Genomic DNA, 15,470 nt, shown 5'->3' with positions numbered 1-15,470 from the left:
TAAGACAAATACATGACAACCAGAAACACCTCTTCAGCTTCGTTGCTTGAAAAAGACCTGGAAATTATTGGCAATATTGCCTTTCAGAATAATTTATATATCCATGGAAAAGTGAATGGCAATATCGCGGCGCCAATGGATTCGCGTGCCGCTCTGTATATTCAGGGCGATAGCGAAGTGAATGGGGAAATACGTGCCCCACTCATTATTGTTTCAGGCACTATATCCGGTGATATATTTGCTTCGCGCCGTATTTCCCTAAAATCCACTGCCAAGATTCATGGCAATATCCATTACGTGGAAATACAGATGGATGAAGGTGCTGAAGTTAACGGCGTACTGGCGAGCATGAACAGTATTTCTGATACGCAATAAACAAACATCACTATTTTATTAAAAACTTATACACAAAATTTAAAACAGTGCTACGCTTAGCATCGTAGGAATACCTATCAACGGTAAGCAAGGATTGCTCGTATAGATGCGTAGCTTTCAAGGAAATGTGAAGGCTACGAGTGTTAGGTTCGTATTGATACGACCGTCACTTACTATTTTTTTCAAAGTCAACTTTTTGTGGAGATAAAACAATGACTCAATACCGTGTACTGATCGCTGCGCTGCTGGCTGCTTTCGCTCTGACCGCTTGTGGCGAAAAAGCTGCTGAAGCACCTAAAGCTGATGCACCTGCTGCTGCGCAAACTGCACCTGCTGCTGACCAAGCTGCACCAGTAGCACCTGCTGCTGACCCGGCTGCACCTGCTGCACCAAAGTGATCACTGGCCGTTAGGCCATTGAATACGAAACAGGGTGGATTTTTCCACCCTGTTTTATTTTGTGGGTACTCTGTCGTCTGGCATAATCGGCTTCTGTTCTTTAGGCAAGCCACTACCCATGAGTTATTACCAACACCACGTCTTTTTTTGCACCAATCAACGCGCTGATGGTGAATCCTGTTGCGCCCGATTTGATGCTCAAGCCATGCGCGATTACGCCAAGCAACGCACCAAAGACTTGGGCTTGCACAAAGACGGCAAATCCCGCATCAATTCTGCTGGTTGCTTAAACCGTTGCGCCGAAGGGCCGGTGATCGTCGTTTACCCCGAAGGGATCTGGTACACCTACGTCGATAAAGACGATATTGATGAAATCATCGAAAGCCATTTGCAGCAAGGCAAACCCGTTGAACGTTTAATGCTCGACCCGCAATGATGAGTAAATGGCGGCATTATGCCCACTTGATACGCCTTGACCGTCCGATTGGTATTTATTTGTTGCTATGGCCGACGTTGTGGGCGCTGTGGATAGCGGCTGAAGGTGTACCCAATCTGTTGGTGTTGCTGGTATTTATGGCTGGCGTGGTGCTGATGCGTTCGGCGGGTTGTGCCATCAATGATTATGCAGATCGTGACGTTGACCCACACGTTGCTCGCACCAAAACGCGCCCCTTAGCGGCTGGACACATTAGCCCGCGTGAAGCGTTGGGAGTGTTTGCGGTGTTGGGGTTAAGCGCTTTCGCCCTGGTCTTGTTGCTGAACGGTTTGACCATTGCGCTGTCGGTGGTGGCGGTGTTATTGGCGGCGACTTACCCGTTTATGAAGCGCTTTCACCATTTGCCACAAGTGCATTTGGGGCGGCGTTCGCGTGGGCAATTCCGATGGCGTTTACGGCGGTGACGGGTACGTTGCCACCGTTAGTGGCGTGGCTTTTGTTTCTAGCAGCCGTGTTGTGGACAACGGCTTACGACACCATGTATGCGATGTGTGACCGTGAGGATGATGTGAAAATCGGCGTCAAATCCAGCGCGATTTTGTTCGGGCAGCACGACCGTTTGATCATTGGATTTTTGCAAATCCTCACGTTACTGTTGCTGGTAGCGGTGGGGATTCTGAGTGAACGCGGGTTGTGGTATTGGCTGGGGTTGTTAGTGGCGGCGCTATTATCGGTCTACCAGCAATGGTTGATTCGTGCGCGTGAACCGCAACCCAGTTTGCAGGCTTTTCTGAATAATCATTGGTTAGGCATGGCGGTATTCGCTGGAATTGCAGCCGATTATGCTTTCTGACGCAAATTCCGCTACAATTGACGGCTTTATGACACCCTTGAGCTTGCATTATGTCCAGACAATCCAGTTTTACCCGTGAAGAACTCCTGCAATGTGGTCGTGGCGAGATGTTCGGCCCCGGCAATGCGCAATTGCCAACCCCGAATATGCTGATGATGGATCGCGTCGTCGAAATCAGCGCTGACGGTGGAGCAGCAGGCAAAGGCCACATTTTAGCAGAACTGGATATTACCCCCGATTTGTGGTTTTTTGATTGCCATTTCCCCGGCGACCCGGTGATGCCCGGCTGTTTGGGCTTGGATGCGATGTGGCAAATCATCGGTTTTTACCTTGCATGGCTGGGCAACCCCGGTCACGGACGCGCATTAGGCGTGGGTGAAGTCAAATTCTTCGGTCAAGTACTGCCAAAAGCCAAGAAAGTGACCTATAAAATTGAATTGACGCGCGTCATTACCCGCAAACTGGTGATGGGGATCGGCAATGGCACAATGGAAGTCGACGGGCGCGAAATTTACAGCGCGAAAGATTTGCGGGTGGGCTTGTTCACCTCAACCGACAATTTCTAATACAATCATTGCCGTGAATCTGTAAGCCGCGATTGAACTTTGGATTCAATAGCGCTAAGATGTTGCGCTTTTCGCATATACCCGAATAACTTGAGGATTTCAACATGAAGCCCGGCATTCACCCTAACTACAGAGAAGTCGTCTTTCAAGACATGACTAGCGGCTTCGCGTTTTTGACCCGCTCCACGGTCAACACCAGAGAAAACATTGCTTGGGAAGATGGAAAAGAATACCCATTAGTCAAAGTGGAAATTTCTAGCCAATCTCACCCTTTCTACACCGGTAAGCAAGCGGTTAGCACGACTGCTGGTCGTGTAGACAAGTTCAAGAGCCGTTATGCACGTGGCGCTAAGTAAGCCCTAGCAGACTGTTCCAGAATCATGCATCATTGAAAGGCGCTCATTAGAGCGCCTTTTTTGTTTTTGATGGAGAATGATAATATGCGGCTAACCACTCTTATTTCCAGCATCCTGCTCAGCAGCACCGCTTTGCTTGCCGGGTGTTCGGTCAGCCCGGTGACGGGTGAAAAACAACTGGCGTTGATGTCCGAAGCGGAAGAAATTCAAACGGGGCAACAAGCTCACCGTGAAATTCTTGCAAAAACCCCGCCGTATCAAGATGCTGGCGTACAAGCCTACGTCAGCCGCATCGGGCAACTCATGGCGTCACAAAGCCATCGCAATAACCTGCGTTTCACGTTCACCGTATTGGATGACCCCGCTGTCAATGCGTTTGCCTTGCCCGGTGGCTATGTCTACATCACGACCGGATTAATGGCGTACTTGAATTCCGAAGCCGAACTTGCCGGGGTGTTAGGGCATGAAATTGGTCACGTCGCTGACCGTCACAATGTTCAACAAGCCTCTTGGAATGCGGTAGGCGGTCTTGCTGCCAGTGTTCTTGGTGAAAAACTCGGCAATAAAGAGCTAATCAACACGATAGGTGAGTTTGGTTTGAGCAATTATAGCCGCACTCAAGAACTCGAAGCCGATGGTTTGGGTGCGGAATACCTCGCCCGTGCGGGATACGACCCCGCTAATATGGCGAATGTGATTGCGACCCTGCAAGCTTACGACCAATTCAAAGGCGGCAGTTCCGATCCTTACCGCGACTTATTCGCCACACACCCCAACAATGACGTGCGTTTGCAACAATTGATTGGGCAAGCCCGCCGTTACGGTAGCGGCACGCGCGATGCTGGGCGTGATACGTATTTGCGCCAAATCGACGGCTTGCGCTTGCCACTGGGCAATGGGCAAACCGTACAGGTACGCCTGCTTACCGTGCGCCCCGGCGATAATTTCAATGGCTTGGCGGCATCCAGTCGCTTGAGCAATAACGCCGCGATGCACCTGCGGGTACTGAACGGGCTGTTCCCGAATGGCGAACCCGTTCCCGGTCAATTACTAAAGACGATACAATAAATAATCAGTGCACTACAGTTAGCCAACCTGTTGAGTCAAACAAAACGGCGGAGGAGCCATGTCCAATTTAAAAGAAGATGCGCTGAAATATCACGCTGAACCACGTCCCGGCAAAATTGCCACTCACATTACCAAGCCCACCGCGACGCAACGCGATTTGGCGTTGGCGTATTCACCGGGGGTTGCTGAACCCGTGCGTGAAATCCACAAAGACCCGGAAGCCGCGTACCTGTACACCGGCAAAGGCAATCTGGTCGCGGTCATTTCCGACGGCTCCGCCGTACTGGGTTTGGGCAATGTCGGCGCACTCGCCGGTAAACCGGTGATGGAAGGCAAAGGTTTGTTGTTCAAACGCTTTGCGGATATTGACGTGTTTGACATCGAAGTGGCTACCCAAGACGTGGAAGAGTTCATCACCGTGGTGAAGAACATCGCAGGCACATTCGGCGGGATTAATCTGGAAGACATTTCTGCACCGCGTTGCTTCGAGATTGAAAAACGCCTGCAAGCGATGCTCGACATTCCGGTATTCCATGACGATCAACACGGCACGGCGGTGATTATTGCTTCCGGCTTGATGAATGCACTGGAAATTCAGGGCAAAAAAATCGGTGATGTGAACATTGTGTGCGTGGGCGCGGGTGCGGCGGGAATTGCTTCAATGAACCTGCTGGGTGCATTGGGTGCGGATAAGCAAAAGCTGTTAATGGTCGACAGCAAAGGCGTGTTGCACACCGGGCGTACCGATTTGAATGCTTTCAAACGCGATTACGCGGTGGAAACCGACAAGCATACCTTGGCGGATGCGTGCCAAGGTGCGGATGTATTCATTGGTTTGTCCGGCCCGGACATTATGACGGTGGATATGCTCAACAGCATGGCGGCAAACCCAATTGTGTTCGCGTTGTCGAATCCTGACCCAGAAATCAATCCGGCAGTGGCGTTAGCGGCACGCAGTGATTTGATTATGGCGACGGGGCGCAGTGATCAGCCTAACCAAATCAACAACGTGCTGGGCTTCCCGTTCTTGTTCCGTGGTGCATTGGATGTGCGGGCGCGTTGCATCAATATCGAGATGCTCAAAGCGGCAGTGTACACGCTGGCGGAATTAGCCCGTGAACCCGTGCCGCAAGACGTGCTGGATGCTTACGGCTTGGACGCACTGGTATTTGGGAAGGAATATATCATTCCCAAACCGTTTGATTTGCGTTTGCGTGAGCGTGTGCCTGCGGCAGTGTCCAAAGCGGCGCGTGACAGTGGTGTCGCCCGCCTCTAAGTGATAACCAAGTTACAGGCCGTTATACGGCGTTAACGCTGGCGGCGTCTGTGGGTTAACCTGCGGGCGCTGCGTTGGCGTGAGGTTCAGTTTCTCGCCATCGGTGCGAATGCAATAGCGCAAGCCCATGCGGTAGCAGCGTTGCGCGTTCTCCGGTTCTTTCATGGTTTCCAGCAATTCTGCCAGTTCCAGATAGCCTTCGGTATTGGGGGCTTGGTTGAGGCTGGCTTCGTAATAGCTTTTCGCCATGCCCCAGAGTTTTTGCTGGTTATATAAACGCGCCAGTAATAACAGCAACGCTGGGTTATTCGCGGGTTGGCTGAGCTGCCATTTTTCCGCTTGCTGGATGGTATTACCGAGGCTGTGGTGTTGAATCCGCCCGTACAAATCCGCCAAGCTATCATCCCAACGCTTGTTGAGGATATTGCTGATGAGACCATTACACGCCACCTCATCCCCGGCGGTGTGCAAGGCTTTGGCATACAATACAATCGCTTCGTGATTGTCACGAATCAGGGTGGGTAATTTTTTCCACATGGCCTGTAGCTTGTCGGTCTGCCCAGCTTTGGCGTAATGCTGGAACATGGCTTTCAAAGTCGCACCCTGTACTTTGCTCATGTCATCGTTTTTCAAGAGATTTTGCTTGGCTAAATCCGGCAATAATCCCAACAATGCGTCCCAGTTTTCTTGGCGGTACAACACTTTTGCCAGCAACTTCAATACGTAAGGGTGTTTGGGGGACAGTTCGCGTAACCGTATCAAGGTGGCGTGTGCTTGCTCCAATTGACCGCTGCCGAACTGCATTTCGGCTTGCGACACCCCAACCGCGACATTGGCTTTGCTATCGCTTTCAATTGCTTGCTTGAGTAATTCGTCACGGCGCTCATAGGCTTCGCGCATGTGGGCAGCCCGTGCAGCAGCAAGATAATTAAGCAGTGGCGTGTCGCTGTAAGGCGCATGATCCACCAACAGTTTTTCAGCTTTATCCCAATGGCCTTCGGTTAATTGGATCAAGCCTTGCGTCAAGGCACGGTTGGCTTTGCTGCCTAAACGTGCGGCACGAAAACGGCTGAAACTGCGGCGCATCCCAAAACCATGACGCAACAAGCTAACCAGTAAATAAAACCCCACACACGCCAGCAACACCAATGCAGCAAGCGTGGCGGTCTTCATTTCCAGACTCCACACGCCCCACGTAATGGTGGCAATGCCGGGATGTGCTAACACCAATTGCCCTAACCACACGATCAGTGCGATCAAAATCAGCAACACGACTAGGTAAAACATCATTCGCGTTTGCCTCCTTCTGAATCCGCTTTATCCGGTGTTTTGGCGGGTTTTTTGGTGGAATTGGTTTTGGTTTCCTCAGGTTTCTCTGCTACTGCATCAGCCGCTTCCGTGGAGGGGGGGCTGTCAGTAGCGCTGTCTTGTGTGGATTGTTCTTGCAGCACTCTGGCGGTTTCAGCCTGACGTGCACTGTCTAACTGCTTAAGGCTGGCTGAAATATCGGGAATAACCGGCTGCAATTCCACTTTGCCAATATCATCCAATTCCGCCAGCAAGGGCTTGGCCTGATCAGGCGGGTAATAACTGTTCAGCGTTTCTCGAATCAAATTCAATTGCGCCGCAAACCCAGTCGCGTCTTCTTGAAGCACCAATAAACGCAAATTTTCCAGCCGCAATTGCAACAGTTGGAACAAATGCAAACGCGCATCCGCATCCAATTGCATTTGCAAAGGCTTATCGTATTGGCGGATGACTACCGCATCATTCAAGGTATCCAAGGCTTTACGCTTGTAATCTGCCCACAAGGAATTGCCTTCTATGCCCGCAGTGGCATCCTCCGCTGCTGAGGTGGATGCTTCTGCTTCCGGGGTCGCCGTCAGCGCCGGTAAGGGTTTTAACCCCAACATCATCGCGTTAATGCGTTGCGACACGCCCACCAGATCCGGTACCGGTACAGCGTCTAAGCTCGATACATCCCGTGCAATTTGTTGGCGCACTGGCAAATAATTCACCGAGCCAACCTTTGCTAACAACACATCCGCTTCTTTCAGCGCGGTCATCGCTGTGCGTACATCTTTTGCCAAATGTAATTGCCGTGAAGCCAGTTTTAGCAGAAATTCCACTTCGGCAATTTGCCATTCAGCCGCACTCGCCGGGGTTGCGCTTTGCTGCATTTTCGCCTGCAAAAACGTCACCTGCTCCACTTGCGAGGCGACCGTATCAGCGAATTGGCGGGTTTGATGTTGTAAACGCGCCATTTCTTGCAAGGCTTGTTCGTTATTGCTGAGCGATTTAGCCGTTTTGGCCTCCAAATCCTGCCGCAAGGTATTCAAGGCATCACTGGTCGGGACAGTGTTGAGCTGTTCACGTAAGGTGGCAATTTCAGCGGCATTACCCCGCGCTTTGTCGTTCATGCGCTGCCAATGCTTGTAACCCGCCGCAATGCCAACAGCGGTGAATGACACCGCTAAAATGGACACAAACACCGCAAAACGGGCGCTGGCTGATTTTTGAGGAGGAGGGGTATTCCCAAACGTTGTATCCGACCCCATCGGCTCAATCGCATCCACTGCTGTGTGCAAAGTATCGTTATCAGCTTCGTGTGTCGCTGGTTTATCAATCATGCTTGGAATTCCTGTGCCCAATGAATCAGCGCCTGCAACATGGCTTCATCACCGGGATTGTCTGCAATGCGAATGGTTCCAATGAATCCAGCGCTGCGTGCCGTGGCTAACATGCGTTGGCTACCGACCAACAAGGGAACCGTTTTTATCCAGTCGGGATTTTCCAGCAGGGTGAGCAAATTCAACAATCCCTCGCTGCTGGTGATGGTGATTATATCAAGCTGGCGCTGTTCATGAAGGTATTTCAGGTGATTGGCGTCGATTTGTGGGCAAACCCGTTGATACACATCCAAATAAGTGACCTGTGCACCGCGTTCCCGCAAAGTATCAGCGAGTAATTCCCGCCCACCTTGCCCGCGAAAGATGAGGATATGCCGACCGGCTAAGTGCTGTGTTTGCGGCAATGCCAGAAAATCTTCGCTTGTAAAACCTTGTGCGGGAACCCAGTTTGCAGTGAAACCGTGCTGTTGCAATGCCTTCGCGGTTTGCTTGCCAATCGCACCCAGCGTCATCTGATGTAACACGGTTTGCTGCGCCGGATTCAGCGCTGGCAAACCGTATTCCACCGCATTCGCGCTAATAAAGATGGCGGTGTCATGACGCGATAACTGTGCCAGCGTGAGCGGGATTGCAGCTTGATTATCCGGCGGGCGAATCTCAACCAATGGTAACAGCAATACCTTCGCGCCAGCTTGCTGCAACGCTTGCCGAAACCCTGCGGCTTGATGCGCGGGGCGGGTAACGGCAATGTGCAAGCCCTGCAATGCTTTAGGCATGAATGCCCAGCAACGCCAGCACTTTATCCCCACCTTGTGCCAGCAAATCTTCCGCAATCGCTATACCCAAGGCATCCGGGTCAACGGTGCAGCCACGTTGTTCACAGGTGTACAGCGCCGAACCATCGGGGAAGCCAATCAACCCGCGCATCCGTAATGCGCCGTCTTGCAATTCCGCAAACCCTGCCACCGGCACTTGACAACCACCGTTGAGGCGCTGATTCATGGCGCGTTCGGCACGCACGCACACCGTGGTTTCAGCATGGCGTAAGGGAGCGAGCAGGTTTTCCACCCGTGGATCATGGCGGCGGCATTCAATCCCGACCGCGCCTTGCCCAATCGCAGGCAAGCTTTGTTCGGTGGATAAAAAGGCGGTAATCCGTGCTTGGAATTCAAGCCGAATCAATCCCGCTGCCGCCAGAATAATCGCATCGTATTCACCGTTATCCAGTTTCGCCAGCCGCGTATTCACGTTGCCGCGCAAATCCTTGATCTGCAAATGCGGGTAACGGGCGCGAATTTGGGTTTGACGGCGCAAACTCGACGTTCCCACGATAGCGCCATGCGGCAAAGCATCCAAATTCTGGTAATGGTTGGAAACAAACGCATCACGCGGGTCTTCACGCTGCAAAATCACCGGCAGGTGCAAACCTTCGGGGAATTCCATCGGCACGTCTTTCATGGAATGCACCGCAATATCTGCAATGCCTTCCAGCATCCCCAGCTCCAGTTCCTTGACGAACAAGCCTTTGCCACCGATTTTAGACAGCGGGCTATCGAGAATTTTATCGCCACGAGTCACCATCCCCACCATTTCAATCTGGAGGTCAGGGTGAAGTGCTTGTAAACGGCGAGCGACGTGTTCAGCTTGCCACATGGCAAGCGGGCTGGTGCGGGTAGCGATACGAATAATCTCGGACATGATTCCTGCGCGTGTCTGATTGAATAAAGGAATAATAGCCTAGCACTTTACGGCAAAGCCGGGTTAACTTCCATCCTCTGCCAATATTTGCGACTAAACTTCAAGCAAAACCCTTGCTTTTTTCTCCATTCAGGTTACATTAAGCATACGACCAACGGAATGAAAAAATAACACGGAAGTTATACCCATTTCTTCCTCTTAACGTGGTTGTTCAAGGACGGGCGAGATGATCAGCCCCCATATGTTTCGCTTGTAACGTGTCGGATCTTTAGCCCGGATCCGGCACTTCCTTGATTACTTAACTTTTCGCTGCGCTAAGGTTTATACTGAACCCATGAGCACATCCCCTTACGAACAAACCGCCCGCACCTTATTACAGCAAGCCAGTGGGCGCGTCACGCCTGCTAGAATTGGCGTATTGGGCATACTACTCGCCGCCACTGCTGCGCTCACGCATCAAGAAATCGAACACCTCGCCCAACAACAAGGTTTCAGCTTTGACCGTGTAACCCTGTACCGTGCGCTCGATTGGCTAGTCGAACACCACATGGCACACAAAATTGCCGGAACCGACCGCACTTGGCGCTACAATGCGCAAATGGGCATTCCCCACCAACACGCTCACTTCCATTGCAAACGTTGCGAACAAGTATTTTGCTTAGAAAATCTGCAACCGGCTTGGCTCTTTACCTTGCCTACCGGCTATCAAGTGGAAGAAGTTGAATTAAATCTGCAAGGCTGTTGCCCGGATTGTGCTATTAATTCCCATTAAAAATTGTAATAAAATTTGTCAATTGCCTTAATTTGGTGCTATTTTGCGCGGTCAATTTAACAACATCACGGGGCTACCATGCAAAAACGGGCATTTTTTCTGAAACGCTTGAATGATCACGTTCAATATTTAAACAAGATGAAGGGGCGATTGGCAGGGGCAAATACCTTTGAACCGACAACGTGCCGCATCTGCACGCTGGGGCAATGGCTGCATGGCGAAGGCACAAAGGAAGCGGGTGAATACGGCGATACCATGCTCACCTTATTCCGCGCCCTGTTTGAGCCACACGAGCGTTTCCATCAAGCCAGTGCTGAAGCGTTACATTGTCAGCAAACCGGTGATGAACTGGGAATGCACCGCGCATTGACTGAAATGCACACACTTTCTTCGCAATTGGTGGGTATTCTGCTGAAAATGGACGCGGTTCCTGCGCCTGCTGTTTCCAATCGTCACCTGAGCCAACACGGTTAACTGCGTTGCCTTCACAATACTGAGTGCAACATTTTCGCACTCAGTAGCATCAACAATACCGCAAACACTTTTTTCAACGCCGCCACCGGCAAGGTATGCGCCAAATTTGCCCCAAGGCGCGTGGTGAAAAAACTCGTTAACGCAATCAGCAACACCGCAGGCCAATACACAAAGCCGATGGTGTAATCCGGCAAACCCACTTGCCCCCAACCATTGACGAGATAGCCAACTGTCCCCGCAATCGCAATTGGCAAACCAATCCCCGCAGACGTTGCAATCGCCTTGCGCACGTCAATATTGCACCACATCATGTAAGGTACCGACAACGAACCGCCGCCAATTGCCACCAGCGCTGACACCCCACCAATGACCAAGCCCGCGACGGATAAACCCGCCATCCCCGGTAATTCTCGATGCGGTTTTGGTTTGATATTTAGCCACATTTGTACCGCGACATAGGCCATAAATGCCGCAAAAAACCACGCTAAAGCACGGGTGGATAACACGGCTGCTAAAAACGTTGCAGCAAACGTTCCCAACAAAATCCCCGGCGTAATGCGTTGCACCACCGCCCATTGCACCGCTTGCTTGGCATGATGCGCTCGCATACTCGAAAACGCCGTGGGTACAATTGCCGCCATCGAGGTTGCCAGCGCAATGTGTACCACATGTTCAGTGGGAAACCCTTGCGCCACAAATAACGCCGTCAGCACCGGCACCATAATGCCACCACCGCCAATCCCCAGCAGCCCCGCCGCAAACCCCACCACCAAACCCAGTGCCAGAAAAGAAACCAGTAAATACCATTCCAAGCTATAATCTCCCGCTTAAATTCGTATGCAAACCTTCAGACTTAGGGCAAAGTTATGCAATATCTGACCATTCCTGTCACGGCCTTTCAGCAAAATTGCAGCATTATTTGGTGTGAAACCACCTTGGAATGCGCCTTTGTCGACCCCGGTGGCGATACCGACAAATTGATTGCGGTCGTCAAGCAACACGGTTTGCAACCCATCGGTGTATTTCTGACTCACGCCCATCTGGATCATGTGGGAGGAACGGTAGCCTTAGCCAAGCATTACCACATGCCGATCATCGGGCCGCACGCGGCTGATAAGTATTGGCTGGATGCGCTGCCGGTGCAAGCGAAGCAATTTGGCTTACCGCATTGCGATGCCTTTGTGCCGGATACTTGGTTGCACGAAGGCGATAGTTTAACGCTGGGGCAACAAACGCTAGAAATCATCCACACGCCCGGTCATACCCCCGGTCACGTCGTCTTATTCCACCGCGAGCAGGGCATTGCGTTTGTGGGGGATGTGTTGTTCAACGGTTCAATCGGGCGCAGCGACTTTCCCGGCGGGAACCATCAGCAACTACTCCAGTCTATAAAGGCTAAGTTGTGGTCACTGGGTGATGATGTTATCGTCATTCCGGGGCATGGACCGAATACAACCATCGGTCACGAACGCCTCCACAACCCCTTTATCCCATAATGCGAGGACGATAAAGTGCGTAATCTACTAGCCATTCTTGGCGTAACCCTGCTGACCGCGTGTGGCGGCGGCGGTTCAGCATCTACTCCCATTTCCCCCGCTTCAGAACCGATCAGCATGGATGGAATGCTGGAAACCCATAACCAAGTACGGGCAGCGGTCGCGGTTATGCCGCTTACATGGTCAAGCCAAATGACCAATTACGCGCAGGAATGGGCAACCTACCTTGCGACTAACAACAACTGTGTGATGAAACACCGCTCCGTTGCTGGCATTAATCCCTTAAATGTTGGCGAAAATCTTTTCTGGGGCAGTGCGGTGAAATTCAGTGACGGGCGTACCGAAATACAAGCTATCACCCCAACCGAAGTTGCCACCGAGTGGGCAGATGAAAAAGTCGACTACGATTACGCCAGCAATAGCTGTGCGCCAGGCAAAGCCTGCGGGCATTACACGCAAATGGTGTGGAATACCACCACCGAAGTAGGGTGTGCGATGGCGATTTGCCCCGATAAAGGCCAGATTTGGGTGTGCAATTACAATCCACCCGGTAATTACATCGGGTTAAAACCGTATTAGAGCCACGCGCCATTTCCCGCTACAATAGGCGACTTTCAAGCATCAAGGGACGAACACCATGTCGCAAGTGGATATTGCCGCCGTCAAAACGTACCTGCTGGCATTGCAGGATGATATTTGTGCGCAGTTAGCCGCCGAGGATGGCAGCGCTACGTTTGCCGAAGATGCGTGGGAACGTCCCGGTGGTGGTGGCGGGCGTACCCGTGTGATCAGTAATGGCGCGGTATTTGAACAGGGTGGGGTGAATTTTTCGCACGTGTTTGGCGATAAACTGCCACCGTCGGCGACAGCGCAGCGCCCGGAATTGGCAGGGCGCAGTTTTCAGGCATTGGGCGTTTCGTTGGTGATTCACCCCAATAATCCGTTAGTCCCGACCTCACACGCTAACGTGCGTTTTTTCATTGCGGAAAAAGCGGGTGAAGACCCCGTGTGGTGGTTTGGTGGCGGTTTCGACCTTACCCCGTATTATGGGTTTGAGGACGATTGCATCAGTTGGCACCACGCTGCCAAAGTAGCGTGTGACCCGTTTGGTGAGGATGTTTACGCACGCTACAAACAATGGTGCGACGATTATTTTTTTCTCAAACACCGCAATGAACCACGCGGCATCGGCGGTTTATTTTTCGATGACCTGAATGCGTGGGGCTTCGAGAAAACGTTCGCTTTCCTGCGCAGTGTGGGTGACGCTTATATCAATGCTTACCGTCCGATTGTCAGCCAGCGCAAAGGGTTGCTATTTACCGATGTTCAGCGCGATTTCCAACTTTACCGCCGGGGGCGCTATGTCGAATTCAACCTCGTTTACGATCGAGGCACGCTGTTCGGCTTGCAATCGGGTGGACGCACGGAATCCATCCTGATGTCATTGCCGCCTTTGGTAAAATGGCGTTACGCTTGGCAACCCGAACCGGGCAGCGAAGAGGCGCGTTTATACACCGATTTCCTGCGTCCCCGCGATTGGTTGGCGGAGGCGTAAGCGACACCTCACCAGCTTTTTTCACCCGGCACTGGCTTGTGACCAGACAGTTTGTAGAATTTCCAAGCCAAATAGCCCAAAAAGCCGAAAATGAAAATAATAGTCGAGACCGACATAAAAATAATGCCTTCAAAACTGGTGAAGAAATTCAACATGGTGTTCACTCCCTTACGGTAACTTGATGCAGTCATCGTAAGGGCTGAGGCACAAGGCGACGTTGAGCAAAATCAAATAGCGCTAGGCCAACGTGATGTTTTCTTGCTGTAAATCAAGTTTTGGCAAGGTTTCATTATTGCGCTGCCAACGCCCGCTCGACGTTGATCAAGCCATGCCCATAGTCTTGGTCAAGACCCGGTGGCCCTAAATCGGTAGCCGTGTGTTTCAGCGATTCTGGATTGAAGTTTGGATTGAGTGCTTTCAATAAAGCGATAGCGCCGGTCACGTGCGCCGTTGCCAGCGATGTACCGCTGGATACCTGAAAGGAACTGCGCGGCGCGGTGGTCAAAATGCCCACGCCGGGTGCAGACAGGTCAATGTAATTGCCACGATTGGCGTGATTAAATACCTGTTCGTTCTTATCAACCGCTGTCACGGCAATCACGCCCGGTAATGCTGCCGGGTAAGCAGGCGGCGCTCCCGGCCCACCATTACCCGCCGAAGCCACCACCACAATGCCTTTTTGAATAGCCGCTTCGACCAATTTGTCGACTATTGGGTCGGCATTGCCAGCAAAACTGAGGTTGAGGACTTGCACCCCTTCCAACATGGCTCGCTCCAAAGCGCGTGCCACTAAGCTGGAATTGCTGCGACGCTCGTCCGGGTTCGCAGGATTCGTGCTAAACGCGCTGATCGCAATCAATTTGGTATCGGGCGCAATGCCAATGCGGGCATTTTGGCTGATAATCACACCGGCTACTTCCGTGCCGTGCAAGCGGTTACGTTCATCGCCTTGCGGAATCAATTCCACCCGGTCAATGGTGGAACGAAAGGAATCGTGGTTAATGTCAATCGGGGTGTCGATCATTCCCACCACCACGCCGCGCCCGGTGGTACGTTGGCGCATCGCATCCGCCCCGGTTAACCCTAATGGATACTCACCGATTGGCGCACCGTTAAGGCTGGCGGAGACGTAGAAATTGCTGGTTGCTGCATCCACATCGGTTTCATTGGCTTTAATTGACTTGACCAGATCATAAGGATCTTGCCCATTGGTCGCTGCCGTGATCATGGTTGTGCTGATGGAATCTAAGCTGTCAGTGCGTTTCGCTTGTAATTTATACTTTTTCAGTACCGCATCCGCGATTTCGGTGGGCTTTTGTTGATCATAAGCAATCAACATTTCATCTTTTTCGTAATCCACGCGCCGAAAGACTGGCGTTTCCACACAAATACTGCTGCTGAGGTGGCACGCGGGGGAATCGCTGGCTTTGCCAATTACTTTGTATTCTGCGGGGCTGCAAGCGCTGAGGAATCCGATGATGGAAATGAAAGCAAGGGGGCGTAACACGGCTGGCATG

The 15,470-nt window shown here is 51.8% G+C and carries 19 protein-coding genes and 1 pseudogene; 13 read left to right on the top strand and 7 right to left on the bottom strand.

Annotated features, from left to right (window positions below):
* The first annotated feature begins 12 nt into the window (after positions 1 to 12).
* From HMY34_RS09180 to HMY34_RS09145, 8 genes and pseudogenes are all read left to right on the top strand, one after another.
* Positions 13 to 375 (top strand): bactofilin family protein, encoded by a 363-nt coding sequence (locus tag HMY34_RS09180; protein WP_202718940.1) that lies wholly within the window; start codon positions 13 to 15, stop codon positions 373 to 375.
* A 212-nt stretch (positions 376 to 587) separates the two neighbouring features.
* Positions 588 to 773 (top strand): hypothetical protein, encoded by a 186-nt coding sequence (locus tag HMY34_RS09175; protein ID WP_202718939.1) that lies wholly within the window; start codon positions 588 to 590, stop codon positions 771 to 773.
* 118 nt (positions 774 to 891) lie between these two features.
* The gene (locus tag HMY34_RS09170; RefSeq protein ID WP_202718938.1) at positions 892 to 1,209 is read left to right on the top strand and encodes a (2Fe-2S) ferredoxin domain-containing protein; all 318 of its coding nucleotides are present in this window, start codon (positions 892 to 894) and stop codon (positions 1,207 to 1,209) included.
* Positions 1,206 to 2,062 (top strand): annotated as a pseudogene (gene ubiA / locus HMY34_RS09165) (4-hydroxybenzoate octaprenyltransferase). The gene HMY34_RS09170 and the pseudogene ubiA overlap by 4 nt, the downstream one beginning before the upstream one ends.
* A gap of 50 nt (positions 2,063 to 2,112) precedes the next feature.
* Positions 2,113 to 2,628 (top strand): 3-hydroxyacyl-[acyl-carrier-protein] dehydratase FabA, encoded by a 516-nt coding sequence (gene fabA, locus HMY34_RS09160; protein ID WP_202718937.1) that lies wholly within the window; start codon positions 2,113 to 2,115, stop codon positions 2,626 to 2,628.
* Between the two features lie 104 nt (positions 2,629 to 2,732).
* Positions 2,733 to 2,984, top strand: coding sequence for a type B 50S ribosomal protein L31 (locus HMY34_RS09155; RefSeq protein WP_202718936.1), 252 nt, complete (start codon positions 2,733 to 2,735; stop codon positions 2,982 to 2,984).
* A gap of 84 nt (positions 2,985 to 3,068) precedes the next feature.
* Complete coding sequence (locus HMY34_RS09150; RefSeq protein ID WP_202718935.1) at positions 3,069 to 4,052, top strand: M48 family metalloprotease; 984 nt, start codon at positions 3,069 to 3,071, stop codon at positions 4,050 to 4,052.
* A 58-nt stretch (positions 4,053 to 4,110) separates the two neighbouring features.
* The gene (locus HMY34_RS09145; RefSeq protein WP_202718934.1) at positions 4,111 to 5,328 is read left to right on the top strand and encodes a malic enzyme-like NAD(P)-binding protein; all 1,218 of its coding nucleotides are present in this window, start codon (positions 4,111 to 4,113) and stop codon (positions 5,326 to 5,328) included.
* Positions 5,329 to 5,340: 12 nt separating this feature from the next.
* Here HMY34_RS09145 and HMY34_RS09140 read toward each other — a convergent pair whose 3' ends face one another.
* Genes HMY34_RS09140 through hemC form a run of 4 tightly spaced genes read right to left on the bottom strand, consistent with a single transcriptional unit; the run spans position 5,341 to position 9,656 of the window.
* Entirely contained in the window at positions 5,341 to 6,618 is a 1,278-nt protein-coding gene (locus tag HMY34_RS09140; RefSeq protein WP_202718933.1) for a heme biosynthesis protein HemY, read from the bottom strand.
* Positions 6,615 to 7,958: a uroporphyrinogen-III C-methyltransferase gene (locus tag HMY34_RS09135; RefSeq protein ID WP_202718932.1), complete on the bottom strand. Its 1,344-nt coding sequence runs from the start codon at positions 7,956 to 7,958 to the stop codon at positions 6,615 to 6,617. Before HMY34_RS09135 ends, HMY34_RS09140 begins: the two co-directional genes overlap by 4 nt.
* Positions 7,955 to 8,734 (bottom strand): uroporphyrinogen-III synthase, encoded by a 780-nt coding sequence (locus tag HMY34_RS09130; RefSeq protein ID WP_202718931.1) that lies wholly within the window; start codon positions 8,732 to 8,734, stop codon positions 7,955 to 7,957. The genes HMY34_RS09135 and HMY34_RS09130 overlap by 4 nt, the downstream gene beginning before the upstream one ends.
* Positions 8,727 to 9,656: a hydroxymethylbilane synthase gene (gene hemC, locus HMY34_RS09125; protein ID WP_202718930.1), complete on the bottom strand. Its 930-nt coding sequence runs from the start codon at positions 9,654 to 9,656 to the stop codon at positions 8,727 to 8,729. Before hemC ends, HMY34_RS09130 begins: the two co-directional genes overlap by 8 nt.
* A gap of 334 nt (positions 9,657 to 9,990) precedes the next feature.
* On the opposite strand from hemC, the gene HMY34_RS09120 reads away from it, so the two are divergent.
* Entirely contained in the window at positions 9,991 to 10,428 is a 438-nt protein-coding gene (locus HMY34_RS09120) for a Fur family transcriptional regulator (RefSeq protein WP_202718929.1), read from the top strand.
* Between the two features lie 78 nt (positions 10,429 to 10,506).
* A complete protein-coding gene (locus HMY34_RS09115; RefSeq protein WP_202718928.1) occupies positions 10,507 to 10,902 on the top strand; it encodes a CZB domain-containing protein in 396 nt (131 codons plus the stop codon).
* Between the two features lie 11 nt (positions 10,903 to 10,913).
* On the opposite strand, the gene HMY34_RS09110 is transcribed toward HMY34_RS09115, so the two are convergent.
* Positions 10,914 to 11,714: a sulfite exporter TauE/SafE family protein gene (locus tag HMY34_RS09110; protein ID WP_228288024.1), complete on the bottom strand. Its 801-nt coding sequence runs from the start codon at positions 11,712 to 11,714 to the stop codon at positions 10,914 to 10,916.
* A 54-nt stretch (positions 11,715 to 11,768) separates the two neighbouring features.
* Between HMY34_RS09110 and HMY34_RS09105 the strand changes: the two genes are divergently transcribed.
* Genes HMY34_RS09105 through hemF form a run of 3 tightly spaced genes read left to right on the top strand, consistent with a single transcriptional unit; the run spans position 11,769 to position 13,953 of the window.
* On the top strand, positions 11,769 to 12,398 hold the full coding sequence (locus tag HMY34_RS09105) for an MBL fold metallo-hydrolase (RefSeq protein ID WP_202718927.1): 630 nt from the start codon (positions 11,769 to 11,771) through the stop codon (positions 12,396 to 12,398).
* Positions 12,399 to 12,413: 15 nt separating this feature from the next.
* On the top strand, positions 12,414 to 12,977 hold the full coding sequence (locus tag HMY34_RS09100; RefSeq protein ID WP_202718926.1) for a CAP domain-containing protein: 564 nt from the start codon (positions 12,414 to 12,416) through the stop codon (positions 12,975 to 12,977).
* 58 nt (positions 12,978 to 13,035) lie between these two features.
* On the top strand, positions 13,036 to 13,953 hold the full coding sequence (hemF, locus tag HMY34_RS09095) for an oxygen-dependent coproporphyrinogen oxidase (protein ID WP_202718925.1): 918 nt from the start codon (positions 13,036 to 13,038) through the stop codon (positions 13,951 to 13,953).
* An 8-nt stretch (positions 13,954 to 13,961) separates the two neighbouring features.
* On the opposite strand, the gene HMY34_RS09090 is transcribed toward hemF, so the two are convergent.
* Positions 13,962 to 14,108, bottom strand: a complete 147-nt coding sequence (locus HMY34_RS09090) for a hypothetical protein (protein ID WP_202718924.1) — start codon at positions 14,106 to 14,108, stop codon at positions 13,962 to 13,964.
* A gap of 134 nt (positions 14,109 to 14,242) precedes the next feature.
* Positions 14,243 to 15,469, bottom strand: coding sequence for a S8 family peptidase (locus tag HMY34_RS09085; protein WP_202718923.1), 1,227 nt, complete (start codon positions 15,467 to 15,469; stop codon positions 14,243 to 14,245).
* Position 15,470: the final 1 nt, after the last annotated feature.

It is taken from the genome of Thiothrix subterranea (assembly GCF_016772315.1).
In the GTDB taxonomy this organism is placed as follows: Bacteria; Pseudomonadota; Gammaproteobacteria; order Thiotrichales; family Thiotrichaceae; genus Thiothrix; species Thiothrix subterranea.
This window is presented reverse-complemented; position numbering and strand designations above follow the sequence as displayed.

What these genes read in the sequence shown, in the direction of transcription:
- HMY34_RS09130 (WP_202718931.1), bottom strand. Translation starts at nt 8,734, where the DNA reads ATGCCTAAAGCATTGCAGGGCTTGCACATTGCCGTTACCCGCCCCGCG.
- fabA (WP_202718937.1), top strand. Translation starts at nt 2,113, where the DNA reads ATGTCCAGACAATCCAGTTTTACCCGTGAAGAACTCCTGCAATGTGGT.
- HMY34_RS09090 (WP_202718924.1), bottom strand. Translation starts at nt 14,108, where the DNA reads ATGTTGAATTTCTTCACCAGTTTTGAAGGCATTATTTTTATGTCGGTC.
- HMY34_RS09105 (WP_202718927.1), top strand. Translation starts at nt 11,769, where the DNA reads ATGCAATATCTGACCATTCCTGTCACGGCCTTTCAGCAAAATTGCAGC.
- HMY34_RS09085 (WP_202718923.1), bottom strand. Translation starts at nt 15,469, where the DNA reads ATGCCAGCCGTGTTACGCCCCCTTGCTTTCATTTCCATCATCGGATTC.
- HMY34_RS09115 (WP_202718928.1), top strand. Translation starts at nt 10,507, where the DNA reads ATGCAAAAACGGGCATTTTTTCTGAAACGCTTGAATGATCACGTTCAA.
- HMY34_RS09155 (WP_202718936.1), top strand. Translation starts at nt 2,733, where the DNA reads ATGAAGCCCGGCATTCACCCTAACTACAGAGAAGTCGTCTTTCAAGAC.
- HMY34_RS09135 (WP_202718932.1), bottom strand. Translation starts at nt 7,958, where the DNA reads ATGATTGATAAACCAGCGACACACGAAGCTGATAACGATACTTTGCAC.
- HMY34_RS09120 (WP_202718929.1), top strand. Translation starts at nt 9,991, where the DNA reads ATGAGCACATCCCCTTACGAACAAACCGCCCGCACCTTATTACAGCAA.
- hemC (WP_202718930.1), bottom strand. Translation starts at nt 9,656, where the DNA reads ATGTCCGAGATTATTCGTATCGCTACCCGCACCAGCCCGCTTGCCATG.
- hemF (WP_202718925.1), top strand. Translation starts at nt 13,036, where the DNA reads ATGTCGCAAGTGGATATTGCCGCCGTCAAAACGTACCTGCTGGCATTG.
- HMY34_RS09150 (WP_202718935.1), top strand. Translation starts at nt 3,069, where the DNA reads ATGCGGCTAACCACTCTTATTTCCAGCATCCTGCTCAGCAGCACCGCT.
- HMY34_RS09170 (WP_202718938.1), top strand. Translation starts at nt 892, where the DNA reads ATGAGTTATTACCAACACCACGTCTTTTTTTGCACCAATCAACGCGCT.
- HMY34_RS09180 (WP_202718940.1), top strand. Translation starts at nt 13, where the DNA reads ATGACAACCAGAAACACCTCTTCAGCTTCGTTGCTTGAAAAAGACCTG.
- HMY34_RS09140 (WP_202718933.1), bottom strand. Translation starts at nt 6,618, where the DNA reads ATGATGTTTTACCTAGTCGTGTTGCTGATTTTGATCGCACTGATCGTG.
- HMY34_RS09175 (WP_202718939.1), top strand. Translation starts at nt 588, where the DNA reads ATGACTCAATACCGTGTACTGATCGCTGCGCTGCTGGCTGCTTTCGCT.
- HMY34_RS09145 (WP_202718934.1), top strand. Translation starts at nt 4,111, where the DNA reads ATGTCCAATTTAAAAGAAGATGCGCTGAAATATCACGCTGAACCACGT.